General features: G+C 59.3%; 19 protein-coding genes. 15 read left to right on the forward strand and 4 right to left on the reverse strand.

Features of this window, described 5'->3' with window-relative positions:
• The first annotated feature begins 19 nt into the window (after positions 1–19).
• From ABH944_RS07285 to ABH944_RS07315, 7 genes are all read left to right on the forward strand, one after another.
• Positions 20–1,654 carry a sugar ABC transporter ATP-binding protein gene (locus tag ABH944_RS07285; RefSeq protein ID WP_404604780.1) on the forward strand — a complete coding sequence of 545 codons (1,635 nt, stop codon included), beginning with the start codon at positions 20–22 and terminating at the stop codon, positions 1,652–1,654.
• Positions 1,655–1,981: 327 nt separating this feature from the next.
• A complete protein-coding gene (locus tag ABH944_RS07290; protein ID WP_404604778.1) occupies positions 1,982–3,076 on the forward strand; it encodes a LacI family DNA-binding transcriptional regulator in 1,095 nt (364 codons plus the stop codon).
• A gap of 461 nt (positions 3,077–3,537) precedes the next feature.
• A complete protein-coding gene (locus tag ABH944_RS07295; RefSeq protein ID WP_404604776.1) occupies positions 3,538–5,262 on the forward strand; it encodes a methyl-accepting chemotaxis protein in 1,725 nt (574 codons plus the stop codon).
• 373 nt (positions 5,263–5,635) lie between these two features.
• On the forward strand, positions 5,636–6,397 hold the full coding sequence (locus ABH944_RS07300; RefSeq protein ID WP_404604775.1) for a hydratase: 762 nt from the start codon (positions 5,636–5,638) through the stop codon (positions 6,395–6,397).
• A 725-nt stretch (positions 6,398–7,122) separates the two neighbouring features.
• Positions 7,123–9,045 carry a PrkA family serine protein kinase gene (locus ABH944_RS07305; protein ID WP_165090741.1) on the forward strand — a complete coding sequence of 641 codons (1,923 nt, stop codon included), beginning with the start codon at positions 7,123–7,125 and terminating at the stop codon, positions 9,043–9,045.
• Positions 9,046–9,348: 303 nt separating this feature from the next.
• Positions 9,349–10,614, forward strand: coding sequence for a YeaH/YhbH family protein (locus ABH944_RS07310; RefSeq protein WP_404604774.1), 1,266 nt, complete (start codon positions 9,349–9,351; stop codon positions 10,612–10,614).
• Positions 10,611–12,263 (forward strand): SpoVR family protein, encoded by a 1,653-nt coding sequence (locus tag ABH944_RS07315; protein WP_404604772.1) that lies wholly within the window; start codon positions 10,611–10,613, stop codon positions 12,261–12,263. The genes ABH944_RS07310 and ABH944_RS07315 overlap by 4 nt, the downstream gene beginning before the upstream one ends.
• Before the next feature lie 107 nt (positions 12,264–12,370).
• On the opposite strand, the gene ABH944_RS07320 is transcribed toward ABH944_RS07315, so the two are convergent.
• Positions 12,371–13,438, reverse strand: a complete 1,068-nt coding sequence (locus tag ABH944_RS07320) for an AI-2E family transporter (protein ID WP_404604771.1) — start codon at positions 13,436–13,438, stop codon at positions 12,371–12,373.
• A 228-nt stretch (positions 13,439–13,666) separates the two neighbouring features.
• On the opposite strand from ABH944_RS07320, the gene ABH944_RS07325 reads away from it, so the two are divergent.
• From ABH944_RS07325 to ABH944_RS07335, 3 genes are all read left to right on the forward strand, one after another.
• On the forward strand, positions 13,667–14,251 hold the full coding sequence (locus ABH944_RS07325; RefSeq protein ID WP_404604769.1) for a TetR/AcrR family transcriptional regulator: 585 nt from the start codon (positions 13,667–13,669) through the stop codon (positions 14,249–14,251).
• A 97-nt stretch (positions 14,252–14,348) separates the two neighbouring features.
• Positions 14,349–15,278 (forward strand): SDR family oxidoreductase, encoded by a 930-nt coding sequence (locus ABH944_RS07330; protein ID WP_404604767.1) that lies wholly within the window; start codon positions 14,349–14,351, stop codon positions 15,276–15,278.
• Positions 15,275–15,934 carry an NAD-dependent epimerase/dehydratase family protein gene (locus ABH944_RS07335; RefSeq protein ID WP_404604766.1) on the forward strand — a complete coding sequence of 220 codons (660 nt, stop codon included), beginning with the start codon at positions 15,275–15,277 and terminating at the stop codon, positions 15,932–15,934. Before ABH944_RS07330 ends, ABH944_RS07335 begins: the two co-directional genes overlap by 4 nt.
• A 41-nt stretch (positions 15,935–15,975) precedes the next feature.
• Here the strand turns inward: ABH944_RS07335 and ABH944_RS07340 are convergent, their stop codons facing one another.
• Complete coding sequence (locus ABH944_RS07340) at positions 15,976–16,980, reverse strand: aldo/keto reductase (protein ID WP_404604764.1); 1,005 nt, start codon at positions 16,978–16,980, stop codon at positions 15,976–15,978.
• A 103-nt stretch (positions 16,981–17,083) separates the two neighbouring features.
• The gene (locus tag ABH944_RS07345) at positions 17,084–18,469 is read right to left on the reverse strand and encodes a DHA2 family efflux MFS transporter permease subunit (protein ID WP_404604763.1); all 1,386 of its coding nucleotides are present in this window, start codon (positions 18,467–18,469) and stop codon (positions 17,084–17,086) included.
• A 124-nt stretch (positions 18,470–18,593) separates the two neighbouring features.
• Between ABH944_RS07345 and ABH944_RS07350 the strand changes: the two genes are divergently transcribed.
• Both ABH944_RS07350 and ABH944_RS07355 read left to right on the forward strand, forming a co-directional pair.
• Entirely contained in the window at positions 18,594–19,454 is an 861-nt protein-coding gene (locus ABH944_RS07350; RefSeq protein ID WP_404604761.1) for a LysR family transcriptional regulator, read from the forward strand.
• A 246-nt stretch (positions 19,455–19,700) separates the two neighbouring features.
• Complete coding sequence (locus ABH944_RS07355; protein ID WP_404604759.1) at positions 19,701–21,344, forward strand: tannase/feruloyl esterase family alpha/beta hydrolase; 1,644 nt, start codon at positions 19,701–19,703, stop codon at positions 21,342–21,344.
• A gap of 62 nt (positions 21,345–21,406) precedes the next feature.
• Here the strand turns inward: ABH944_RS07355 and ABH944_RS07360 are convergent, their stop codons facing one another.
• On the reverse strand, positions 21,407–21,805 hold the full coding sequence (locus tag ABH944_RS07360) for a DUF3331 domain-containing protein (RefSeq protein WP_404604757.1): 399 nt from the start codon (positions 21,803–21,805) through the stop codon (positions 21,407–21,409).
• 583 nt (positions 21,806–22,388) lie between these two features.
• Between ABH944_RS07360 and ABH944_RS07365 the strand changes: the two genes are divergently transcribed.
• The 3 genes from ABH944_RS07365 to ABH944_RS07375 all read left to right on the forward strand — a co-directional run bounded on the left by ABH944_RS07365 (position 22,389) and on the right by ABH944_RS07375 (position 25,299).
• Positions 22,389–23,045 carry a TetR/AcrR family transcriptional regulator gene (locus ABH944_RS07365; protein ID WP_404604756.1) on the forward strand — a complete coding sequence of 219 codons (657 nt, stop codon included), beginning with the start codon at positions 22,389–22,391 and terminating at the stop codon, positions 23,043–23,045.
• 722 nt (positions 23,046–23,767) lie between these two features.
• Positions 23,768–24,589: a transporter substrate-binding domain-containing protein gene (locus ABH944_RS07370; protein ID WP_404604754.1), complete on the forward strand. Its 822-nt coding sequence runs from the start codon at positions 23,768–23,770 to the stop codon at positions 24,587–24,589.
• A 47-nt stretch (positions 24,590–24,636) separates the two neighbouring features.
• Complete coding sequence (locus ABH944_RS07375) at positions 24,637–25,299, forward strand: amino acid ABC transporter permease (RefSeq protein ID WP_404604752.1); 663 nt, start codon at positions 24,637–24,639, stop codon at positions 25,297–25,299.
• The last annotated feature ends 3 nt before the right edge of the window (positions 25,300–25,302 follow it).

Consider the following 25,302-nt stretch of genomic DNA (forward strand, 5'->3'; position numbering starts at 1 on the left):
CTTTTCGCCGGAGAAGAGGATGGACGACAGAGTGACGGCCGCGCCCGTTCTCACGGTGAGCGGTATAGGCAAGACCTACGTGGAACCGGTTTTATCCGACATCACGCTGGATCTGCACGCGGGCGTTGTGCTCGCCTTGACCGGGGAAAACGGCGCCGGGAAAAGCACGCTGTCCAAGATCATCGGCGGACTGGTCGATCCGACTACCGGCACCATGACCCTCGGCGGAGCACCTTACGCGCCGACCAGCCGCAGGCAAGCTGAAGCGCTCGGCGTGCGCATGGTGATGCAGGAACTGAACCTGCTGCCCACGTTGTCGGTGGCGGAGAACCTGTTCCTGAACCGCCTGCCGCAGCGCAAGGGGTTCAAATTCGGCTGGATCGACCGGGCGGCGCTGCGCGAGGACGCCCGTCACGCGATGCAGCAAGTCGGGCTGGACGCGATTCACCCGGACACGCTCGTGGGTGAACTGGGGATCGGGCATCAGCAAATGGTGGAGATTGCGCGCAATCTGATTGGCGATTGCCGCGTGCTGATTCTCGACGAGCCCACGGCCATGCTGACGGCCCGCGAAGTGGACCTGCTGTTCGAGCAAGTCGAGCGCCTGAAGGAGCGGGGTGTCGCGCTGGTGTACATCTCGCATCGACTGGAAGAATTGCGGCGGATCGCCGGGCGCGCTGCCGTGCTGCGCGACGGCAAGCTGGTTCATATCGACGCCATGCAGAACCTGACAAGCGACCGCCTGGTCACGCTCATGGTGGGCCGTGACATAGGCGAGCGGATCGATCTGGGCGAACGGCGGATTCGCGACGTCGCGCTCAAAGTCGCCGGCATGAGCCGCGGCCAGGTGGTTCGCGATGTATCGTTCGAAGTGAAGGCGGGCGAGATTTTCGGCATCAGCGGGCTGATCGGCGCGGGCCGTACGGAACTGATGCGCCTGATCTACGGTGCGGACCGGGCCGATAGCGGCGCGGTCTCGGTGGCGCATGACGGTGGGACGCTCACGCCGGTGAAGATTGCATCGCCTGCTGACGCGGTGAAGAATGGCATAGCGCTGATCACCGAGGATCGCAAGGGCGAGGGTCTGCTGCTGCCCCAGCCGATTGCCGCGAACATTTCGCTCGGCAATATCAGCGCGGTGTCGAGCAACGGATTTGTCGATGGACGGCGCGAAGCGGCGCTGGCGCAACAACAGATCGACGCAATGCATATTCGCGCCGCCGGTCCGTCGCAGCCGGTGTCGGAATTGTCGGGCGGCAATCAGCAAAAGGTGGTGATCGGCCGCTGGCTGGCGCGCGACTCCACGGTGCTCCTGTTCGACGAGCCTACACGCGGCATCGACGTTGGCGCAAAATTCGATATCTACGCATTGATGGGTGCACTCGCGCTCGAAGGGCGGGCGCTGGTGGTGGTGTCGAGCGACCTGCGCGAATTAATGCTGATTTGTGACCGTATCGGGGTGATGTCGGCGGGACGGATGACCGGGGTTTTCGAGCGGGATAGCTGGTCGCAGGACGCGTTGCTGGCAGCGGCGTTTGCGGGCTACACGAAACGCGACGAAATTCTCCAGGAACCGATCCTGCCGGACGCCAAGGCGCCTCCTGCGCAAGCAGCGGCGGGTGGGCAAGCCGATCGGACGGCAAGCGACCGCTGACACGGTATGGCGGAGGTTTTTGAAAGCAGTTGAATCAAGGCAGCGAAGTGAGTGAAATGGATTGAAGCAGGCGCAAAGCAGCAAAAAGCTGCGGTGTCTGCGAGGCATGAAAGCCGGCGCGGGGAAACGCTGGCTGAACCGTCGTAATAGCGGTCGTAATGGCAGCAATGGCAGTCATGACGGCCGCAAACAGGCACGTGGTGGAACAGCAAGACCAAGCAGGCAACCGCGGGAGCGCTGGCCCAGAGGGTGGCGCGATGGGACGCAGTTGCGGGGGCCAACCAAGAAGAGCAAGAAGCAGGACCAAGTCAGAGAGAAGGACCAAGTATGGCGACGATCAAAGATGTAGCAGCCATTGCGGGCGTATCGTTCACAACGGTGTCTCATGTTGTGAACAACTCGCGGCCAGTGTCGGCTGAAGTGCGGCTGAAGGTGGAGCGCGCAATCCTGGAACTTGATTACGTGCCCTCGGCAGTGGCGCGTTCGCTCAAGGCGCGAAACACGCTCACCATCGGCTTGCTGGTGCCCAACGCCACCAATCCGTACTTCGCCGAACTGGCGCGCGGCGTGGAAGACGGGTGTGCGAAGAACGGCTACTGCATGTTCTTCTGCAATTCCGACGACGACCCCGCGAAGCAGCGCAGCTACTTGCGTGTGCTGCAGGAAAAACGCATTGACGGCCTGGTGATCGCGTCGGCGGGGGAAGATGCGGTGCTGGCGCAAAGCCTGGCTGGTTCACGTGAGCCACTGGTGATCCTGGACCGGAATATTGAAGGGGTATCGGCGGATCTGGTGCAGATCGACCACGAGAAGGGCGGTTATCTGGCCACGCGCCACTTGCTGCAACTCGGGCACTCGCGGGTAGGCTGCATTACCGGCCCGATTGCCACGGCGGTCAGTGCAATGCGCGTCCACGGGTTTATCCGCGCGATGGCGGAGCGCGGCATCGAGATCGAACCGAACGCCATCCAGCAGAGCGCGTTTTCGGCGACCGGCGGTTACGAGGCGGCGTCCCAGCTTTTCGATACCCTCAAGCCCACCGGCATTTTCGCGTGCAACGACATGATGGGCGTGGGTGCGTTACGAGCGGCGGCGGAGCGGGGCATCAACGTGCCGCGTGATTGCTCGATCATCGGTTTCGACGATATCGAATTGAGCCGATACACCTATCCCGCGCTGTCGACGGTCGGGCAGTCGGTGCGCGAACTCGGCGAGTTGGCCGCGCAGACGCTGATCGACCGGATCGCGGGCAAGGTGCCGGCGACCACGCGGCGGCGCGTGGTGACGCCGCACATGATCCTGCGTGAATCGACGGCGGTCGTACCGGAAGTGTTGCCGCAGGCGTATCGGAAAGATGCGGCTGCAGGCTCTGCTGCTCCGCATCACGTGGCGCAGGATCACGGCAATACCCAAAACGCCTGAAACAGGCGGAGGGCGCGCATCCGGGGTTTTGCCGGCCATCGGCAGAACCCCGCTTTCCGGCGCCCGGACGCGGGTGAACCACTCGCGGTAACAACGCTTTTAAACGTCAGAAGCGCTTCAATTCAAACGGACCACCGCGTCCGGCTGCATCGTCATTTCCCTTCCGCCCGCCGCCTTTCGAATCAACTCTCACATCCGCCTGCCAGGCGCGAACGACGCTCCGGCCCGATTAACCCTGGAACATTTACAACAATCGCATTAATGCGCTTAATTGCTTAAAGATACGTATCTAAAGTTCTTAGGGTAAATCATTAGACGAAATAACATTTCATGAATTTCCTCAAGTGCATCGTTCGCACGCCGTAAAAGATGTCCAAGCAGGCGAATCTGGTCTTGCTCTGAAATCGCGATTCCAGGACCGCGTCGTGCCGGCAATCTTTATCAGCAGCTCCGAGGAAATCATGAACATGAATTTAACGATCAAGGCGCGTCTCGGTCTGGCAATGGCATTTCTGGCACTGCTTCTGATGGCTATTGGCGGACTAGGGCTCTACGGGATGAATCAGGCGAACCAGGCCTATCGCGACACATTTCAAAACCAGATGCCTAGCGCCAACGCCGTCAGCAACGCGGAGCTTTATACCGCTCGGGAACGGCTCATATTCGACAGGGCGGCGTTTCTTGCCGGAACGCCGGAGGTAGCGGCGACCATCGAACGCGGCGGCATGATGCGTGGCCGTGCCAACGATTACTGGAAAAAGTACACCGAGTTGCCGCAGGACGCGAACGAAAAGCAACTCGCCGACACCTCCAACGCCAAGCGTCTCGCGCTGCAAAAGGTGATCGACAGCGGTTATGAAGCCGTCAAGGCCAATGACCAGGCGCGGATCATAGAGACAGCCAAGGCGATGCAGGTCGCTTACGGCGAACTTTCGGCGGCCAACGACGCGCTGCGCAAATTCCAGTTCGACGGCGCCAGTCAGGGCTACGACGCTGCCCAGTCGGCCGCCGCGACGTTTCGCATGCTGAGCCTGATCGCCATCGTGGCCGGCCTCGGCGCCGCGGCGTTTTCGTGGTTCTCATTGCGCCGCGCGATCGGCCGGCCGCTGGACGAAGCACTCGAGCATTTCGAAGCAATCGCCGCCGGCGATCTGCGCGGCAAGGTCGTCCCCACTTCACGCGACGAAATGGGGCTCCTGATGCAAGGCCTCGCCCGGATGCAGGCCAGTCTCGTCGGCACGGTGCGCAGCGTGCGCTCGGGCAGCGAATCCATCGCGACGGCGACCAAGCAGATTGCGGCGGGCAATATCGACTTGTCGTCGCGCACGGAAGAGCAGGCGTCGGCGCTGCAGGAAACCGCGTCGAGCATGGACGAGCTGACCGGCACCGTGAAGCAGAACGCCGATAACGCCCGGCAAGCCAGTTCGCTTGCGGCCAACGCGTCGGAGATCGCGAACAAGGGCAGCCGCGTGGTGGCGCAGGTGGTCAACACCATGGGCGACATCAACCAGAGTTCGGCGAAGATCGCGGACATTATTACGATCATCGAAGGGATTGCGTTCCAGACCAATATCCTCGCGCTGAACGCGGCCGTGGAAGCTGCGCGGGCCGGTGAAGAGGGGCGCGGTTTCGCCGTCGTGGCAGGGGAAGTGCGTAACCTCGCGCAACGTTCGTCGGCGGCCGCGAAGGAGATCAAGGGTCTTATCGATACCTCGGTTGAGCGCGTACAGTCGGGGACCTCGCTGGTCGATGAAGCCGGCCGCACGATGACCGAAATCATCGGCGCGGTGCAACGCGTGACAGACATCATGGGCGAGATCGCGGCAGCGTCGCAGGAACAGAGCAGCGGTATTGAGCAAGTGGCGCGCGCGGTCACGCAGATGGACGAAGTGACGCAGCAGAACGCGGCACTGGTGGAGGAAGCCGCGGCTGCGGCGCAATCGCTGGAGGATCAGGCAGCGAAGTTGCGGCAAGCGGTGGCGGTGTTTCAACTCGATGACGACGGTTCGCTCGACGCAGGTGTCAGCCGCATCGCCGTAAAGGCCGGATCATCCGCGGCGGCTAAGTCGCGCCTGGCCGTTCCGGCAAGACCGCGACGCGTCGCACCGGTAACGGCATCGGCTAAAGCGCCTGTTACAACAAGGCCGGCGGCCGCTGCGGCCACCGGAGATTGGCAAACCTTCTGATCGGCTGCGCAGGTCCATTGAGTCGAACACGCTCCGCGAACCGGGTTCGTTGAGCGTGTTTTTTTATTGATCGCGCTTTCACTGCCGCCTCATCCTTACCGATTGACCGGGTTGAGAATTGACGCATCCCAAAGAGACGTCCCCCTTTCTGGGCACGATGAGGGCCCCATTTGAGGGTCCGATTCGCTGGCGGTCCCGGGCTTGGGCCCACCGTCCGTCAACACAAGAACCGCCGGGCAATCGCTGCCTCATAACCCTCACTGTCCAGACCCGAACTCGCGATCGAGGACAACTTCCCCGTACACTGAGCGCACTTCGTTCATCCTTCACGGGATTAGAACGCGTTTTCGATGCCCACCACAGGACGCTCGCCATGACCGTATCCACCCTTGCCGCGCAACTCGTTCAGGCTCGCCGCCAGCGCACGCTGATAGAAGACCTCGAGTCAGCCGATATCCCTGCCGACGACGCAGCGGCTTACGCCATCCAGCACGAAGTCCTGACTCTCTGCGGTGCGCGGATCGGCGCCTGGAAGGTCGGCGCACGTGCGCCCGGCGCGCCGGCGAACACGGCGCCTATCGATGCGGAACTCGTCCACACATCGCCCGCGCGCATTGCGCACGCGTCATTTTTTCGCGTGCTGATCGAACTGGAGATCGCGTTTCGTTTTTCGTACGCATTGCCGCCCCGTAGCGAACCTTACAGCCGCAGCGAAGTGTTCGCGGCGCTGGGCGGCATGGGCGTGGCGCTGGAGGTGGTCGATAGCCGCTTCGCGCAATGGCCGAACCTGGCAACGCTGGCACAACTTGCCGATTCGCAGAACAATGGCGCGCTGGTGGTTGGCAAGATGGAGCCGTACGACGTGATCGCCCCAAACTTCGATTTCCTTTCACCGCTGCTCGAACTGTCCGTCGACGGCGTATCGATCGTGCCGCCCAGCACCGGTAATCCGGCAGGAGATCCTCGCGAACTGCTGGTGTGGTTCGTCAATCATTGCAGCGCTCACGGTCACACGGTCCAGCCGTTCTGGACCATCACCACCGGCTCCTACACGGGTGCACGGCGGGTCGAGGGCCCAAGCGTGGTCAGCGGCCGGATTGACCGCGTAGGTGAGATCGAACTGACGCTGGAATGACATTTTCGCGGCATTTCGGCGCACGGTGACAGCGGCGCAAAAACCATTCATGCGCGCCGGTTACATCAAAAAAAGGCACTCGTCAGCGTGCCTTTTTTACCTTTTAAATCCATCTCCACTTAGCGGGTATAACCGGTCAACGGATGCCGGTGCGCATCGTTTAGTAGGGGAGAGACATGGCGGATGAGCGCCGGCAGTTCAATGGCACTGGAGAGTCGATGTCAAAAAAAAACGCACCGGTTCTTGCATCGTTCCGATGCTGCGGGCCGTATAGGGTGTAGGGGATAACCGCTGTGGGATAACCAGTGGATAACATGTGGATGAGCATGTGGATGAGCGGGGGACAACACAGAGACAACTCGGCATGGGCGCAACATGGGGACAGGGTACACGCGGCATATGAGCGGCATAAACGCTCAATGTATAACCGCGGGCAATGCTGGACCGCCGGCAGCAGCAGCCGGGGTATTCAGCTGCCAGCATGTCGCATGGGTCCGGGGCTTGTACAGCAAGGCTATGCAGCCAATGCGGAAAACGTTTCGCGAGTCGGGATGATGATTGTAGGTGAACGAAAATATTCCAACCAGCTAGGAATACTTCGAAGCAAATCAACAACGCATTTGCATGAAAAAAAATTCGAATAGGTTTAGGATGAACTGAAGCGATGTTGTTCTGATTAGGCGCGCCGCGCACGCATTGCTTTCTGACTTCGGCGAGGAGGTAGCATGGATATCTACAGCAGTTTCGCGACCCGCTTCGAAAAGACCCGCGAGGAGGAATTCTCGCTCGAAGAGTATCTCGCGCTCTGCAAAGACGATCCTGCAACGTATGCAACTGCGGGCGAACGGATGTTGGCGGCTATCGGGGAACCGGAGTCAGTCGACACGCGCACCGACCCGCGTTTATCGCGTGTGTTTGCAAACAAGGTGATCAAGGTTTATCCGGCATTCCGTGAGTTCTATGGAATGGAGGAAGTGATCGAGCAGGTGGTGTCGTACTTCCGGCATGCAGCCCAGGGGCTGGAAGAGAAGAAGCAGATCCTGTATCTGCTCGGACCTGTGGGCGGCGGCAAGTCATCCATTGCCGAACGTCTGAAGCAACTGGCCGAGCGTGTTCCTTTCTATGCAATCAAGGGTTCGCCCGTCAACGAGTCTCCTTTGGGCTTGTTCGACTATGACGAAGACGGTCCTATCCTTGAAGAGCAATATGGCATTCCGCGCCGCTATCTCAAGAACATCCTGAGTCCGTGGGCGGTGAAGCGCCTTCACGAATTCAATGGCGACATCCGCAAGTTCCGCATTGTTCGCCGTTATCCCTCCATCCTTCGCCAGATCGGCATAGCCAAGACCGAACCGGGCGATGAGAACAATCAGGACATCTCGTCACTGGTCGGCAAGGTCGACATCCGCAAGCTCGAAACCTATTCGCAGGACGATGCTGACGCCTACAGCTACTCCGGTGGATTGTGTCTTGCGAACCAGGGCTTGCTTGAGTTCGTCGAAATGTTCAAGGCCCCGATCAAGGTGCTGCATCCGCTGCTCACCGCTACCCAGGAAGGCAACTTCAAGGGCACGGAAGGTTTCGGTGCGATCCCGTTCGACGGCGTGATCCTCGCTCACTCGAACGAGTCGGAATGGAAGACGTTCCGCAATAACAAGAACAACGAAGCACTGCTCGATCGTATCTTCGTGGTGAAGGTGCCGTACTGCCTGCGCTATAGCGAAGAGATGAAGATCTACGAGAAGCTGCTGCGTAATTCTTCGCTGGCCGAAGCGGTATGCGCTCCAGGCACGCTCAAGATGATGGCGCAGATGGCGGTGTTGACGCGCCTTCATGAACCGGAGAACTCCAGCCTCTTTTCGAAGATGCAGGTCTATGACGGCGACAACCTGAAGGACACGGACCCGAAGGCCAAGTCGTTCCAGGAGTATCGCGATTTTGCAGGTGTCGATGAAGGCATGACCGGCGTCTCTACCCGGTTCGCGTTCAAGATCCTGTCACGGGTATTCAACTTCGACTCCACTGAAATTGCGGCCAATCCGGTGCACTTGATGTACGTGCTGGAACAGCAGATCGAACGCGAGCAATTCCCACCGGAAACCGAACAGAAGTACCTGTCGTTCATCAAGGACGTGCTGGCGTCGCGGTATGCCGAGTTCATCGGCAAGGAGATTCAGACCGCGTATCTGGAGTCGTATTCGGAGTACGGGCAAAACATTTTCGACCGCTATGTGACGTATGCCGATTTCTGGATCCAGGACCAGGAATTCCGCGATCACGATACCGGCGAGAGCTTCGACCGTGCGTCGCTGAATGCAGAGCTGGAGAAGATCGAGAAGCCGGCCGGCATCAGCAACCCGAAGGACTTCCGCAACGAGATCGTGAATTTCGTGCTGCGGGCGCGGGCGGCGAACGGCGGCAAGAATCCGGCGTGGATCAGCTACGAGAAACTTCGGGTGGTGATCGAGAAGAAGATGTTCTCGAATACCGAGGAACTCCTGCCGGTGATCTCGTTCAACGCTAAAGGGTCGGCGGAAGAACAGCGCAAGCACGAGGACTTTGTTAACCGGATGGTCGCGAAGGGCTACACACCGAAGCAAGTGCGTCTGCTCTGCGACTGGTATCTGCGGGTACGCAAATCGTCGTAATGCAGGCTTTATGTGGCCGTCGTGTGACCCGGTGCAACGGCGTTTTTTTGATCTGTTTTTTGGTCTGCATCTGGACATTTTCCACAGGGAGATGAACGAGTTCTCAGCGAAGCCCGGAAAAACGTGATTGAATCGTAGTTGTGTTGTCAGTTTTGAGTAGTTCAGACTTATGGTTCGCGTGATGCTGGCCGTTGGTGCCAGCGGAAACGCGAACATCTTGGCGAGTGCCTTGCGGCCTTGCGCCGCAGCGCGGTTCAGGCCGCCAGCGCTTCGCTTCCTCGCCAATTACGCGGGAGACTGGATGTGCTGCATCAAATCATCGACCGCAGGTTAGCCGGTAAGAACAAGAGCATTGCCAACCGCGAACGCTTTTTGCGTCGTGTCAAAAACTATATTCGCCGTGCGGTGTCGGACGCCGTTCGAGACCGCAGCATCAAAGACATCCAGAGCACGCAAAGCATCACGATTCCCAAGAAGGACATTGCCGAACCGTCGTTCCGGCATGGCCCTGGCGGAAAGCGTGAGCTCGTGCATCCGGGTAACGCTGACTACATCCGCGGCGACAAGATAGCGCGCCCGAATGGTGGCGGCGGTGGTGGCGGCAAGACCGCGAGCAACGAAGGCGAAGGGCAGGACGACTTCGTGTTCGAGTTGTCGCGCGAAGAGTTCATGCAGTATTTCTTCGACGACCTCGAGTTGCCGCGCCTCGTCAAAACCCAGCTGCTTGCCGTGCCCACGTGGAAAAACGTGCGGGCAGGGTTTTCGGCTGAAGGAACGCCGAACAATATCGATGTCGTCCGTTCGCTGCGCAGTGCGCTCGGGCGGCGGATCGCGCTGGGGTCGCCTTTATCGCGCCAGTTGCACGAGATGGAGCGGCAGTTGGAAGTGCTCCAACTGGAGAACGGCGACGCCGAGGAAATTGCGCGGCTGGAAGCCGATATCGTCATCATGAAAGGGCGCATTACGCGAATTCCTTTCATCGACCCATTCGACTTGCGGTACGTCAACCGGACCAAACAACCTACGCCATCGAGTAAGGCTGTGATGTTTTGTCTGATGGACGTGTCCGGTTCCATGGACGAGCAGCGCAAGGATCTGTCGAAGCGTTTTTTCATTCTTTTGTACCTGTTCCTGAACAGGAACTACGAAAAGATTGAAGTAGTCTTCATCCGGCATCACACGCGCGCCGAAGAGGTGGATGAAGAAACCTTCTTCCATTCGACAGAAAGCGGCGGTACGGTGGTATCCAGCGCGCTCGAGTTGATGAAGAAGATCATGGACGAACGGTATTCGCCCACCGAATGGAATATCTACGGCGCGCAGGCGTCCGACGGCGACAACTGGACTGACGATTCGCCCAAGTGCCGTAAGCTGCTCTCCGAGGACATTCTTCCGAAAGTGCGATACTTTGCCTACATTCAAGTAGCGCCCGAAGAGCAGAATCTCTGGGTGGAATATGCTCATCTGGCGCAAAGCGCGCCTGAACTCGCGATGAAGAAGGTTGAATCGGCTGCGGATATTTATCCGGTCTTTCGCGAATTGTTCGAGAAACAACAGGCGGCTGCATGACAACACGGCATCTGAACAACGAAGCACGTGGGTATCACCTCAAACCCGGCGAAGAACTGACAGCACAAGACAGCGCGCCACAAAAGGCCAGGAGGCCCCGCAAAAGCGCGGCGTCGGAAGGAGACACCATGAACGTGGCAGAAAAAAGGCCGTTGCCGTGTCCATCGGATTGGACTTTCGAGCTGATCGAGGAATACGACACCGAGATTTCCCGTGTCGCACAGCGGTATGGGCTCGACGTCTATCCGATCCAGCTGGAACTCATCAGCGCCGAGCAGATGATGGACGCGTACGCGTCGGTCGGCATGCCGGTGAACTACCGGCACTGGTCGTTCGGCAAGCACTTCCTCTCCACCGAGAAGAGCTACAGGCGCGGCCAGATGGGCCTTGCGTACGAGATCGTCATCAACTCGAATCCGTGCATTGCGTACCTGATGGAAGAAAACACGATGACGATGCAGGCGCTCGTCATCGCGCATGCGGCGTACGGGCATAACTCGTTTTTCAAGGGCAATTACCTGTTCCGGCTGTGGACGGACGCGCACGCTATTGTTGATTACCTTGTTTATGCGAAGAATTACATCGCGGAATGCGAGGAGCGGCACGGCATTGACCGGGTGGAGGAACTGCTCGATTCGTGCCACGCGCTGATGAACTATGGCGTGGACCGGTATAAGCGGCCGCAGAAATTATCGCTGGCAAAGGAAATGGCCGCACGGCGCGAACGCGAAGCGTATTTGCAGTCGCAGGTGAATGAACTTTGGCGCACGCTGCCGAATAAAAAGGCGACGACAACCGAGGAAATTGAAAGCCGATATCCGCCGGAACCGCAGGAAAACCTGCTGTATTTCGCGGAGAAGAATGCCCCACTGCTTGAGCCGTGGGAACGCGAGGTTATTCGCATTGTCCGCAAGGTCGGTCAGTATTTTTATCCGCAGCGGCAAACGCAGGTCATGAACGAAGGGTGGGCCACGTTCTGGCATTACACGCTGCTCAATACGCTTTATGCGGAAGGCCGTCTGGAAGACAGTTTCATGATGGAGTTCCTGCATTCGCACAGCAACGTGGTGTATCAGCCGCCCGTGACCAAGCAGTATTACAGCGGCATCAACCCGTATGCGCTCGGATTTTCCATGATGAGCGATATTCGCCGCATCTGCGAACACCCGACAGATGAGGATCGCGAATGGTTTCCGGAGCTTGCCGGCAGCGACTGGCTTGAAGCGCTGCATTACGCCATGCGCAACTTCAAGGACGAAAGTTTTATTGCGCAGTATTTATCGCCACATCTGATTCGCGAAATGCGCCTGTTCTCCATTCTCGACGACGATATGCGCGACTCGCTGGAAGTGTCCGCCATTCATGACGAAAGCGGATACCGGTATGTGCGCCAGGCTTTGTCGCGGCAGTACGACATGCATCATCGTGAGCCGAATATCCAGGTGTATTCGGTGAATACACGCGGCGATCGCAGCCTGACGCTACGCCATTTCATGACCGATAACCGTCACTTGACTAACGACAGCGAAGAAGTGCTCAAGCACATGGCACGGCTGTGGCAATTCGACGTGTATCTTGAAAGCGTCGATGAAAATGGCACGGTGAGAAAGCGCTTCGATTGCAAATACACCGGGGCGGAGAAACGCTGAGTTCGCCGGGTGGGCTTACTGAGTTATTCGTTATCGCTCGTTGAGGCAAAAAAACCGGCTCGCTGAGTTAATCAGCGAGCCGGTTTTTCTAATCAGGAAGCGAGCTCCTAGACCTTATCGATCTTTCGGGCTTCTTCGTTTTGCGTGAACAGATCCCAACTCGCCATGAACAGCGCGGCGATCAGCGGTCCAATCACGAAGCCGTTGATCCCGAACAATCCCATTCCGCCCAGCGTGGAAATCAGCACCACCCAGTCAGGCATTTTCGTGTCCTTGCCCACCAGGATAGGGCGCAGCACGTTGTCCACCATGCCGATCACCACCACACAGAACACGATCAGGATCACGCCGCGCCAGATGTCGCCGGTGATCAGGAAATAGGCTGCTGCCGGCGCCCAGACCAGCGCAGCGCCAATAGCCGGTAGCAGCGACAGGAACGCCATCAGCACGCCCCAGAGCAGCGAACCCTGGATGCCCAACAGCATGAAGATCATGCCGCCGAGGAAACCCTGGACGGCTGCCACCGCGATATTGCCCTTTACGGTTGCCCGGACGACGGTCGTGAACTTGGCAATCAGGTGTTGCTTGGGCTCGTCGTCCAGTGGCAGTGCGCGGCGAATGCGCCGGCCGATTTCGCCACCGTCGCGCAGCAGGAAAAACACGAGGTACATCATCACGCCGAAGCTGATCACGAACTGGAACGTGTTCTGGCCAATGCTCAATGCCTGCGAGGCCACGAACTGACTGATCGCGGCGGCGCCGTTGGTCAGCCGTTGCTGGATGCTCGGAATATCGGTCAGGCCAAAGCGGCCAAGCAGCGCCTGCACCGAGTCCGGCAGCGCATGAATGGCTTGCTGGAAGTAGGTCGTGAAATTGGGCTGACCCGCTTTGATCTGGGCGTACGCAAGGCTGATTTCCTGGACGAGCGTGGCCGCAACGAAGCTGAGCGGCAGGATCACGATCACGATCGTCAGGCCCAACGTGGCGAACGCCGCAAGATTACGCCGCTTGCCGAATTTAGCCGCGAGGTAGCGCTGCAACGGCTGGAACAGGATCGCGAGGATCGTGCCCCAGAAGATCGCGCCGAAGAACGGCAGCAAGATCCAGCAGAGCGCAACCGTGACAACAAAGAGCAAGAGGTGGAAGAAGTTCTGGTGAACCGTACGGTTATTCATGAGATCCCTGAAGTGAGGCGGAGTCCAGGTGTGACGAGGGCGAGCTTCAACGCCTGGTCACCCTTACCGATGCAATTGCCGGATGCTAGCACGCGCAAGTTTTGGTCCATGAAGCAGGTTTTGTAAGGTTTTTTCGCATTGGAAACCCTCGTCCCGCCATCGTTTTGCCGGTATCTCAAAAATCGGTATAATTGAGTATCTACTCATTAATCGATTCGATCACGCACAATGGCTCGACCCAAAAGCGACGACAAACACAACGCGCTGCTGCTTGCCGCAGAACAGGTTTTCGCCCAGCGCGGGCTCGCTGCCGCGCCCACATCGGCTATATCGAAGCAGGCGGGAGTGGCGGAAGGGACCCTGTTCACTTACTTCCGCACGAAGGACGAACTGGTGAACGCGCTTTATCGGGCCATCAAGCTCGATCTCGCCGACGCCCTCATGACCCGGTTTCCCCGGACGGGACCCGTGCGCGACAGGCTTGAATATCTGTGGGATGCGTTTGTTGATTGGGGCGTCGCGAATCCGCAGCGGCTGAATGTACTCGACCAGTTGTCGGTGGCGGATAGGGTCAGCGAAGAGTCAAAGGCGGTCGGTTATGAACCCTTTGCCGAGATTGAAGCGCTTGCGCAGCACAGTATCGAAACGGGCGTCCTGCATGCTTATCCGGTTGCGTTTATTGCAGCAACCATGAAATCGATGGCTGAAACCACAATGGCCTTCATGACCCAGTATCCGGCGGAGGCGGGTCAGTATCGGACGATTGGGTTCAAGGTGTTCTGGAGCGGTATCGCCTGCAATACAGATAGTTGATTCACAGGTCGATCAGGCGGGCAACGTTTTATTGCCAGCTCAATTCGACGGTTTAATGACTGATTACTCACGCAAAAATACAGTGGAGGACGAGCATATGAATACATGGACCACAACCGATATCCCCCCGCAATCGGGCAAACGCGCGCTGGTGACCGGCGCGACCGGTGGATTGGGTTATGAAACATCGCTCGAACTGGCCCGGGCCGGCGCCGAAGTCATTCTCACCGGGCGTAGCGAGGCGAAAGGGCGAACCGCGCTCGAACGTATTCGCCGCGAGGTACCCGCTGCCCGGATTCGTTTCGAGCACATTGATCTTGCCAGCCTCGCGTCCATTTCGAGCACCACGCAGCGGCTGCTTGAAGAGGGCGTTGCGATCGATCTGCTCGTGAACAACGCCGGCGTGATGATGTTGCCCAAGCATGAAACAACCGCTGATGGCTTCGAGCGGCAGTTCGGCACCAACTATCTCGGCCACTTCGCGCTGACTGCACAATTGCTGCCGCTGCTGCAAAAGAGCGCCGCGCCGCGGGTGGTGAACCTGAGCAGCATTGCGCATCGGCGTGGAAAGATCGCGTTCGATAATCTGCAAGGCGAGCGGGCTTACAAAGCGTTGCCGGCGTACGAGCAGTCGAAGCTCGCCATGCTGATGTTCGCGCTGGAACTGCAACGCCGCAGCGACGCAAACGGCTGGGGCCTCATGAGCAACGCGGCGCATCCGGGTTTCGCGCGGACGGATCTCATTGCGAACGGGCCGGGTACTTCGGGCGTATTGGCGATGCTCAGCCGCGCAATGATGCCGTTCCTGAGCCATAGCGCGGCTGACGGTGCGCTGCCCACGCTGCTGGCGGGCACATCGCCGGATGCACGGAGTGCGGCTTATTACGGCCCGAAGGGTTTCCAGGAGTTGATCGGTGCGCCCGCCGAGGCACGCATTTATCCTCAGGCGAAGGACACGGCGGTTGCCGCTAAACTGTGGGATGTATCGGTGAAACTGACAGGCACATCGTGGCCCGAAAAATCATGAAAGTACTTATTTTTGGTGCGACGGGAATGGTCGGGCAGGGCGTGCTGCGCGAATGCCTGCTTGATAAGGATATCGAACGAGTGGTGACGGTGGGGCGCAATGCGACGGGGCAGAAGTATCCGAAGCTCACCGAAATCGTGCATAAGGATCTGTTCGATCTCACGCCGGTCGAGGCGGAACTCACCGGCTTCGATGCGTGCTTTTTCTGCCTGGGCGTGTCGTCGTTCAGGATGAGCGAGGCGGACTACACGCACTTCACTTACGATCTGACGTTCGCGATCGCTCGGACTTTGTCCCGCCTTAATCCGGACATGACCTTCTCGTACGTGACGGGAGCGGGGACCGATACCAGCGAGCGCGGACGCAGCATGTGGGCGCGCGTGAAAGGCCGCACCGAAAACGCGCTACTGCGCATGCCGTTCAAAGCCGCCTATATGTATCGTCCCGGGATGATCCAGCCAATGGACGGCATTCGCTCGAAGACCGCCGTGTATCAGATGGCGATTTCACTCGGGCGGCCCTTGTTTCCGGTGTTGCGGCGTGCGTTCCCGAATGCGATTACGACGACCAGCCAGTTAGGGCGGGCAATGATCGCCGTGGCCCGCGAACGCGCCCCGTCGCGGGTGCTGGAGACGCGGGACATCACAAGGTACTAGTAGACCCTTCACTCGCGCCGAAGACCCGAAGAACCAGTTATTTATCGCGCGGCATCGCCCCAACGGTACTCCACCGTCGTGTCGTCCAACTGCGCTTTCAGTTCGGCATCGAGTGCAAGATCCACGGCGGCCAGCGTATCCGAGAGCTGATCGGGCCGGCTCGCCCCGATAATCGCCGACGTCACCGCCGGGTTCGCCAGCACCCACGCCACCGATGTCTTCGTCAACGACTCACCGGTTGCGCCCACGATCTGCTTCAGCTTTTCGATGGTTTCAAACTCGCGCTCATGCCAGTAGCGCTGGTGATACATCGCCCCCGCCTTGCCCACGGTCGCCGTAAACCGGCCTTCCGACGGCGCGGCATCGTGCTTGTGCTTACCGGTCAGCAAACCGCCCGCGAGCGGGTTATACGGGATCACAGCCAGATGCTCGTCGGTGGCAAGCGGCAGCAACTCGCGCTCGATCTGCCTGAATAGCAGGTTGTAACGCGGCTGGACGGAAACGAAACGCGCGACGCGCAGGAAGTCGGAACGGCCCAGCGCAGTAGCCAGCCGGTACGCCAGAAAATTCGATACCCCCACGTAACGCGCCTTGCCCTGGCGCACGATGGTGTCGAGTGCTTCCAGGGTTTCGTCGAACGGCGTGTTGAGGTCGTCGGAATGCAGTTGATACAGGTCGACGTAATCGGTATTGAGCCGCTTTAGCGATGCATCGATGGCGTCCAGCAGATGCTTGCGCGAGGCGCCCTGATCCCACGGCGACGGCCCCATTTTGCCGACGGCCTTGGTTGCCAGGATGAACTGGCTGCGACGTGTGGGTGTTTCCTTCAGCCAGCGCCCGACGATCTCCTCGGTGCGCCCGGCCACGTCTTCCGTGCTGCCGAGCGGATAGACGTCGGCGGTATCGATGAAATTGACACCGGATTCAGCCGCACGATCCATGATGCTGCGCGACACGCTCTCTTCAGTCTGCAAGCCGAAAGTCATCGTGCCGAGGCACAAACGCGAAACATTCAGGCCGGTATGGCCAAATCTGCGGTACTGCATGGCGAGCTCCCTGGGGCATGGTGAATGTACTGCCAGCTTAAACGTTCAGGCCCGAGCCTGCATTTGCGCTGCCGGATGATACGAACTACCAACGCTACGAATGCTACGAGGTCACGGCCTGCGGTGCCGGGCGCGGGGGCACGGCATCGAGGAAACGGAACACAATGGCCGAAGCCAACGTCACCACTCCCACGCATACAAAGGCAATCCGGAACGCGAGCGCCGCCGAGCCAAGGCTCGCTGAGAACACTGACACCAGGCCGCCGCCAATCGATACCCCAAGACCGATCGCCAGCATCTGCACCATCGAAAAGAGGCTGTTGCCGCTGCCTGCGTCCTTGATGGACAGACCCTTGAGCGTGACGCTGTTCATCGCCGCGAACTGCATGGAATTGCACGCACCGAATACAGCGAGGATAGCGATCTCGATCGCGAGCGGCGTGCTCACCGAGAACGAAGCGAAGCCGACTATCGATGCCCCGACAAGAATGGTGTTCCACAGCAGGAAATTGTCGTAGCCATAACGCTTCACGAGCGGCGAGATCCAGCCCTTTGCAACAGTGCCGGCGAACGCGGCGGGCAACATCATCAGGCCCGAATGCAGCGGCGTATAACCAAGCTGCAGTTGCATCAGCAGCGGCAGCAGAAAAGGCACGGCACTCGATCCGATGCGGCACAGCAGGTTACCGATCAAGCCCACGCTGAAGTTCGGCTCGCTGAACAAGGACAGCTTGAAGAGCGGATCGCGCCGGCGCCTGGCATACGGAATGTAAGCGAGTGCCGCGATTGCGGAGAGTGCGAACAGTCCGCCCGACACCAGCAATTTGTGCGTGTGCGCGGGGCTGTCGAGCGCCATCGAAAACGCGACCATGCAGAGCGACAACAACCCGCAGCCGAAAAAGTCGAAGGGCGCGGCCTCGGCAATGGCATCGTTGGGAAGAAAACGATGCACGGCGAACAAGCCCACTGCACCAATGGGCACGTTGATCAGGAAAATCCAGTGCCACGTGAACGATTCGACGAACCAGCCGCCGAGCGTCGGTCCGATGATCGGCCCGACCTGGCCGGCAATTGAAATGACCGCCAGCGCGGAGACATACGCTTCGCCCGTTACGCTGCGCAGCACGGCCAGCCGGCCAATAGGCAGCAGCATGGAGCCGCCGATGCCCTGAATCACGCGCGCCACAATGAGTTGATTCAACGATTGCGCGTTTGCGCAGCACAGCGAGCCGATCACGAACAACAGGATGGCGACGAAGTAGACGCGCCGGGTGCCAAAACGGTCAGCGAGCCAGCCCGACGCGGGCGTAAGGAGCGCCATGGTCAGCGTGTAGGCGACAACAATAGGCTGCATCGCAAGCGGATGCGCGTGCAGGCTACGCGCCATGGAGGGCAGGGCCGTGTTCACGATGGTCGTGTCGAGGGCCTGCATGAAAAAGCCGACGGCCACGATCCACAGGAGCGCCGTATGTGAGTTTTTTGAAGTCATCTGTTGCAGCAGGAACGATGTCGCGCGGGGTTCACGCGATATGACGATTTTAAGACGTCGACTGGCAATCGGGAACCCCACTGGCCGCATTGACTATCATCGTAAAATCCGATCACAATGAATCATGCTCAATCCAGTCTGGCTGAACACATTCGCGACGGTGGCCGCGTCGCATAGTTTCACCGACGCCGGCCGCCAGCTCAAGCTGACTCAATCCAGCGTGAGCGAACACATCCGGCGGCTGGAGGAACATGTCGGGCGCCGGCTGCTCGTGCGCGATACCCATTCGCTTTCGCTCACCGCCGACGGCGAAGCCATGCTGGTCCACGCCCGCATGATCCTGGACGCGATGACCCACGCCGAATTGCAATTCCGCTCGCCGCGTCTGCGGGGCCGCGTGCGCCTGGGGTCCTCCGACGACGTCGCGCTCGGCCCGTTGCCCAGCGTGCTCGCGGCCTTTCGCCGGACTCATCCGGACGTTGAACTGGAAATTACCATCGGCATGACGGGGCGGCTTTACGAGCACCTGGATGCAGGGTCGATCGATCTGCTGATCGGCAAGCGGCGCATTGGCGATCCGCGCGGTATTCCGCTGTTCTCCGGTCAGCTCGAATGGCTTGGGCTGACCGGCACCGAGGTGGACCTCGATCAGCCGCTCCCGCTGATCCTGGTCGCGGAGCCGAGCGTGACGCGTGCCGTGGTGCTCGACTCGCTGGCCGCTGTCGGCGCGCGCTGGCAGGTGGTCTGCACGAGCAGTTCGTATGCGGGGTGCATCGCGGCCGCGCGTGGCGGACTGGGACTCACCGTGCGTTCCCATTTCCTGGCCGGAAGAGGGCTGTCGCCGCCGGTAAATCGCGCGGCTCTGCCGGAATTGCCGCAGGTCGAATTCATCGCGTTGGGGGCGAAACATTTGAGCCGCCCTGCGGAGACGCTGCTCGAAATTTTGCAGAACAGCGACCTGCGAGGCGAATGGCCGGGTGAATGACCGAATGATCGCCTGTTGATCCGGGCATCACCCGTGCGCCAACGGCTGGCGCGGATGTGGCCGTATTCATCGGATCAATCGAATGGCGGGCCGGTTGTGCAAACACAACGAATTCTGACAATCGGATTTCTATCAATAAGATGCTTCTTATATATTGTGCGGCGAAAAACGCTGCCGGCTTTCCGCTTCAATCCTGGCGCAACAACTGATTGCAGTCAGGCACCGCAGCAATCCACCCTTTAGGCGATGCCCCAAGCTACAACCCTTCTCTTGCGTGCGCTGCTGGTGTTCACGGCGGTGTTTGCGTGCAGCACTCGCGCAAACGCCGCGGCGTACGTCGTGAAGCATTGCGCCGAACTGGAAGGCCAGTCGGTGCCGGCGTCGGTGATTGGCTTGCCCACTCGCGGCGCCACTATCCTCAGCGCGTCGGTGGTTGCCGCCGCCGCGCCGAAAAACCGCAACGGCGAGTACTGCAGAGTGGTCGGCGTGATCAAGGCGGAACTCGACACCACGCCCGACATCCGTTTCGAGGTCAACCTGCCCGCACTCTGGAACGGCCGCGCGTTGCAGATGGGCGGAGGCGGTTACAACGGCTCGATCGTGAGCGGCACCGAGCCCGCGGCCTTCGCGCCTTACGCTTCACCGCTGTCCACCGGCTACGCGACGTTCGGTTCGGATTCCGGCCACGTAGGCAACTCCGGCCGCGCCGATTTCGCGATGAACGACGAAGCCGTGGTGAACTTCGGCTACGGTCATCTCAAGAAAACCCACGACGTCGCGCTCGCGCTGATCATGATGGGCTATGGCCGCAAGCCCGAGCAAACCTACTTCGCCGGCGGCTCGACGGGTGGGCGCGAAGCGTTCACGGTGATCGAACGTTATCCCGACGACTACGACGGCGTGATCGCCAACGCACCCGCCATCAACTTTTCGGGCGTGCGCCTGATGGGCGTGAAAGTAGGGCAGGCGGCTTATGGGACGCCGGGAGGCACCCTCGGGCCGGTCCAGCAAAAGCGCGTGTTCGAGACCGTGCTTCACGAATGCGACGGGCTGGATGGTGTAGTCGACGGCATCGTCTCGAACGTGGAAGCGTGCCGCAAGCACGAACCGCAAATCATCGCGCAACTACGATGCGCAAGCGGGCAACGGCCTTCGTTGCGGGACAGTTGTTTGTCGGAGGCGCAACTGGCGACGCTGGAAGTTCTGCGCGATGGTTTTACGCTGCCCTATGAACTTGCCTACGGGGTCACGAAGTTCTACGGCTATAACGTGTTTCAGGGCGTGGATTTCTCCAGCGGACTGGGACTCGGAAACTCACCGGTTCTCACCCAGCCCCTGACCTTCGATGCCGACGGTTATCTGTTCACGCAGGGCGACAGCTACATGAAGTACTTCGTCACGCATGACCCGCGCTTCAATACGCTTGGCTTCGACGTCGACCATCCGGGAATCTACAAATCCCGCCTGGTTGATTTGTCGTCAACGGTGGGGGCGATGAACCCCGACATATCGGAATTTTTGGCGCATGGGGGCAAGCTGATCACCATGCACGGTCTTGCCGATGAAGTCATCAGCCCGAACCAGACCATCGCTTTCTATCAGTCGCTGGTTGCGAAGTACGGGCAGAGTATTGTCGATTCGTTCATGCGGCTTTACATGGTGCCGGGATTCCAGCACGGCAACGGTGTGTTCATTCCGGCGTGGGACGAGCTGGGTGCACTTGACCGGTGGGTCACCATGAACATAGCGCCGGAGACACTGCTGGGAACCGATATAGCCAGCGCGACCAATGGCCGGACCCGGCCGCTGTGCCGGTATCCCGGTTACCCGAAGTACCTGGGCCGCGGCAACCTCAACAATGCATCGAGTTTTCGATGTGAAAACCCCTGACCGGGTCGTGTTTGCAGTACGGTCAGGGCCGGCCGTTGTTCCTGCGCCGCCTCATGCAAGGACTAGGACTGGCCGGGCTTGCCATGCGGCACCAGCTCGGACGCGATGATCATCGCGCCTGCATTTCCAGGCGGCGGCTGGCAGGTCGCCGGCCGATAAATGAAGTCACCCGGCTTGATGGACTTGCCGCTCAGCACACACTCGCCGCGTTGTTTGGCCAGGGCTACCCGCCATGTCTGATGGCCGTAATAGCCTGAAAGCGGGTCGCACCATGAGACCGTGGCGGTGCGTGGCGTGGGCAGTTCGATCACGCTGACCATCAGGGCCGCGTGATCGGTCCAGCTGGTTTTTGCCGGACGCCGCTGGGCGATTCTCGTTGCTTCATCGGCGACTTGCCGGGCGCGTGCGTTATCGAGCAACGCAACGGTTCGGGACCATGCACTGGTATGTTTCTCGAGCATCTCACCTTTCCTTTACAAGAAATTCCGGGCAGCCGGCATCATCGGTGCCGCGACGAGGCGATCACGTGATGCGGATCGTCGGTTGCACAAGACCACTGATTCGTTCAACCGTTCACACCAGGACCGCTTTGCCCAATCATGCAAAGCCTGCTGGCGCCGCCGGTAAAGCATGTCGTGACTCAGGAAAACCGAAGCTGCGGGGTGTGCCAAACGCGTTGTAGCCGCACAGCGAGACTGGCGGCCCAAAGTGGTGGAACGTGAAGTCCCGGAGTTTGCCGGCAGCGGTTCTTGCTCCCGCTCCCACTCGGTCCAATCCGGTCCGGTCCGGTCCGGCAGATGCCGCGCCGGATGTTCGGCGTCGGTCAACATCAGGCGGGTACAACTCGCCCATGACGAAGATCCGTTTGTCCTGCAAGGTCGGCTGACCTGAGCCATCAAATATATTCAACGAGTGATGAATTATGAGATAGTAGGGTACCCGGGCGGTCGATGTCAAACACCGTGCGGACTGATGCAAAGGTGGGGCGTTTTGTGTCAGTTAAACTTCGGGCTCGCCTCACAGAATTTGAATCCGGATCGAACCATGACAGCTCCAACCGCACTCCCGGCGCAGCCCGCCAAGGAGAAACGCTCACGCGGACGGCCCGCCTGCAGCGCGATAGCCGGCTCCGACGCGTTGCTTAAAAGTGCGCGGCAAGCGTTCGCCAAGCGCGGGTTCGAGTCGACCAGCGTGCGGGAAATCGCGCGGGACTCGGGCGTGGATCCCGCGCTCATCGCGCATCACTTTGGTTCGAAAGAGGCCTTGTGGATCGCAGTGGTCGACCAGATCGCGCAGCACGCCGCGCCCATGATCGAGGCAACGGGCAAGCTGCGTACCGCCGATATGACGAACCGTCAGAGGGTGGAGCGGGCGCTGGGCCTTTTTGTCGACAAGGTGTTCAGTGAGCCGGATGTAGGGATGTTTTTCTCGACCACGGCAACCGAGCAGGGCGAGCGGCTGGATGTCCTGATGGAACGTCTTCTGCGCCCTTATCACGACGTGTTTGTCCCGCTTCTCGCCGATGCGATGGATTCAGGCGAACTGACGCCCAACGACCCGGAGGTGCTGTTTGCCATGCTGACCAACGGAGTGGGCAAGACGGTTTCGTATAGTCACGTGCTGTCGGTGTTTTCTCCGCTTCCGAAAGATCCGGCGAAGTTCAAGCAGACCGTGCTGTCCACCGCGCTCAGCATGCTTTGAAAACGGTGAGGGCGATCAAGCGGGTTCTGCAGTCACTCGCCGCTGAATTCGTACGTATTGCTTAGCTATTTTCAGCGTCGCCCAAGCAGCCCAAGCCGCGGAAACAGACGCAGCGCAGCGGTGTCATCGTTCCATGCGTGCACTGATACCTAGGCTACAAGCTTAGCTCTCGCGATCTGGTCGAAATGATGGCCGAGCGGGGGCATGGCGTGTCGGCGAAACCTGTCCGACTTCTCCGCGCTCCGCTTGAATGATCTCCCGGTCAAAATGCCGCCCATCGAACATCCCCTCCAGTTCTTTCTCCTTCCTCATCGCCGGCCCCCAGTCTGTCAGTCTGAATACTTTAGCTGCCCCCCGAAGCCTGTTTGCACCAGTACCCTCGTCAGACGAGAAACATGACAGTAGTTAGCCGACCGCTCTCAATAAGGGTTTTTGGACAGTTGACAATTGTAGATAATCTACTTAATTTAGTGTCACTGCAAGACTTCATCACAACGTCTCAAACCGGCAACTTGAGGCGTGTTCGAAAGTGCCGGGAATGCGAGCCGAGCGTTCGCCAGGGCGATCGTATTGCGTTTCCCGGGTGCAGATAGCCGACAGTTGGTGGTGGCAAAGCAGCGAGAAAGGGAGCGCGGTATCGGGCACGCGCTTCACCTCCCGGAATCAATCCAGTGAACAGTACCGCGAAGAATCGCGGCTTGCTTTTTTGCAAAGGACAGGACATGTCAAAGCTTAATGTGTTGGTACGCGCCATGATGGCGGCAGCCCTTGCGGTGGCCATGATACCGAGCTACGGATCAACGCTCGACTCTGTCATCCAGTCGAAGAAGCTGCGCTGCGGTGTCATGCTGGATTCGCCGCCTGCCGGTTTCCGAACACCGGATAACAAGCCCGACGGTTTTGATGTTGCGTATTGCCAGGATATGGCACAAGCACTCGGCGCACAGGCGGAGATCGTCGAAACGCCATCTCCCGACCGGATTCCGGCGCTGGTGTCCAATCGAATTGACGTCCTGGTGGCCTCGACGACGAACACGGCACAACGCGGAATTTCTGTGGCGTTCAGTCAGCCGTATATCAACTACCTTACCGTTGTGCTGACCCGAAAAGGCACGAACATTCAGTCGTCCGGCAGTATGAAAGGACATCCGTTAGGAGGCGTCAACGGCACGTCAACGGAGCAGTTCATCAATAAGTCCATTGCGCAGTGGAAGGATCCAAAGACGACATATACGGGTTTCGGATCGGACACCGAAGCTTATCTCGCCCTTCAGCAGGGAAAAGTCGACGCAATCCTGGTGTCGGCGTCCACGGCCAACCTGCTGGTCAAGAGTGGCAAATTCCCGACGTTTGTCATTGGTGCGACAGCCGACCTGGCTGACATGGACTCGATCGCGGTAAAGCGGGACGACTACCAGTTTCTACAGTGGGTGAAGCTCTTCATCTGGAATCAGGTCTCATCGGGCAGGTATAAGGAGCTTTATAACAAGTACATTGCACCGGGCGAGCCGGCGCCGCTCAGCCTCAAGAGCGTCGATTACTGAGCTAGCGATACAAGCGCCGTCAGGATCACGCCTTATTGGGAGTACATGTGTTTGGTTATACCTTTTACTGGTCTCTAGTGTGGGATGCGTGGCCCCAACTGATGGCCGGGGCATGGCTGACGATCGAGATCACGTGTCTCTCGGTACTGTTTGGAACATTGCTGGCAATGCCGTTGTCGATCGCGAGACAAAACGCACGGGGAGCCTCCCGTGCGTTTTCAGCGTCATGGATCGAGGTGGCGAGAAATACGCCAACGCTGTTTCAGGTGTACATGATGTACTTCGGTGCCGGCGCGCTCGGCATCAACATCTCGAGCTTCTCTTCGGTGCTCATCGCACTGACATTCAACAACGCGGGCTATCTCGCAGAGATTTTTCGCGGAGGCCTGACCGCTGTTCCCCCTCAGCAGCTAAGGGCGGCCCGGTCACTGGGCATGAGTCAGTGGCAGGCATACCGGACCGTGATATTTCCACAGGTTTTCCGGCACGTGATCCTGCCATTCACTAACCAGGCGGTATGGGCACTGTTGAATTCGTCACTGGGCATGCTCATTGGCCTGAGGGAGCTGAGCGGTGCCGCTAATGCCGCCCAATCGGTGTCGTTCCGCAGTTTCGAATTCTTCATCGTGACTGCGGCAATCTATTACGTGCTTGCCAAAGCCACGGAGTTTGGATTGAGGCTCGTGTTTCGTCGAGCGTTGAGGACATAACAT

It is taken from the genome of Caballeronia udeis (genome assembly GCF_044909315.1).
Lineage (GTDB): Bacteria > Pseudomonadota > Gammaproteobacteria > Burkholderiales > Burkholderiaceae > Caballeronia > Caballeronia udeis_A.

Coding starts and splice junctions, on each gene's coding strand:
- ABH944_RS07370 (WP_404604754.1), top strand. CDS start 23,768: ATGTCAAAGCTTAATGTGTTGGTACGCGCCATGATGGCGGCAGCCCTT.
- ABH944_RS07340 (WP_404604764.1), bottom strand. CDS start 16,980: ATGCAGTACCGCAGATTTGGCCATACCGGCCTGAATGTTTCGCGTTTG.
- ABH944_RS07350 (WP_404604761.1), top strand. CDS start 18,594: ATGCTCAATCCAGTCTGGCTGAACACATTCGCGACGGTGGCCGCGTCG.
- ABH944_RS07305 (WP_165090741.1), top strand. CDS start 7,123: ATGGATATCTACAGCAGTTTCGCGACCCGCTTCGAAAAGACCCGCGAG.
- ABH944_RS07315 (WP_404604772.1), top strand. CDS start 10,611: ATGACAACACGGCATCTGAACAACGAAGCACGTGGGTATCACCTCAAA.
- ABH944_RS07365 (WP_404604756.1), top strand. CDS start 22,389: ATGACAGCTCCAACCGCACTCCCGGCGCAGCCCGCCAAGGAGAAACGC.
- ABH944_RS07360 (WP_404604757.1), bottom strand. CDS start 21,805: ATGCTCGAGAAACATACCAGTGCATGGTCCCGAACCGTTGCGTTGCTC.
- ABH944_RS07330 (WP_404604767.1), top strand. CDS start 14,349: ATGAATACATGGACCACAACCGATATCCCCCCGCAATCGGGCAAACGC.
- ABH944_RS07335 (WP_404604766.1), top strand. CDS start 15,275: ATGAAAGTACTTATTTTTGGTGCGACGGGAATGGTCGGGCAGGGCGTG.
- ABH944_RS07355 (WP_404604759.1), top strand. CDS start 19,701: ATGCCCCAAGCTACAACCCTTCTCTTGCGTGCGCTGCTGGTGTTCACG.
- ABH944_RS07320 (WP_404604771.1), bottom strand. CDS start 13,438: ATGAATAACCGTACGGTTCACCAGAACTTCTTCCACCTCTTGCTCTTT.
- ABH944_RS07325 (WP_404604769.1), top strand. CDS start 13,667: ATGGCTCGACCCAAAAGCGACGACAAACACAACGCGCTGCTGCTTGCC.
- ABH944_RS07300 (WP_404604775.1), top strand. CDS start 5,636: ATGACCGTATCCACCCTTGCCGCGCAACTCGTTCAGGCTCGCCGCCAG.
- ABH944_RS07285 (WP_404604780.1), top strand. CDS start 20: ATGGACGACAGAGTGACGGCCGCGCCCGTTCTCACGGTGAGCGGTATA.
- ABH944_RS07290 (WP_404604778.1), top strand. CDS start 1,982: ATGGCGACGATCAAAGATGTAGCAGCCATTGCGGGCGTATCGTTCACA.
- ABH944_RS07295 (WP_404604776.1), top strand. CDS start 3,538: ATGAACATGAATTTAACGATCAAGGCGCGTCTCGGTCTGGCAATGGCA.
- ABH944_RS07345 (WP_404604763.1), bottom strand. CDS start 18,469: ATGACTTCAAAAAACTCACATACGGCGCTCCTGTGGATCGTGGCCGTC.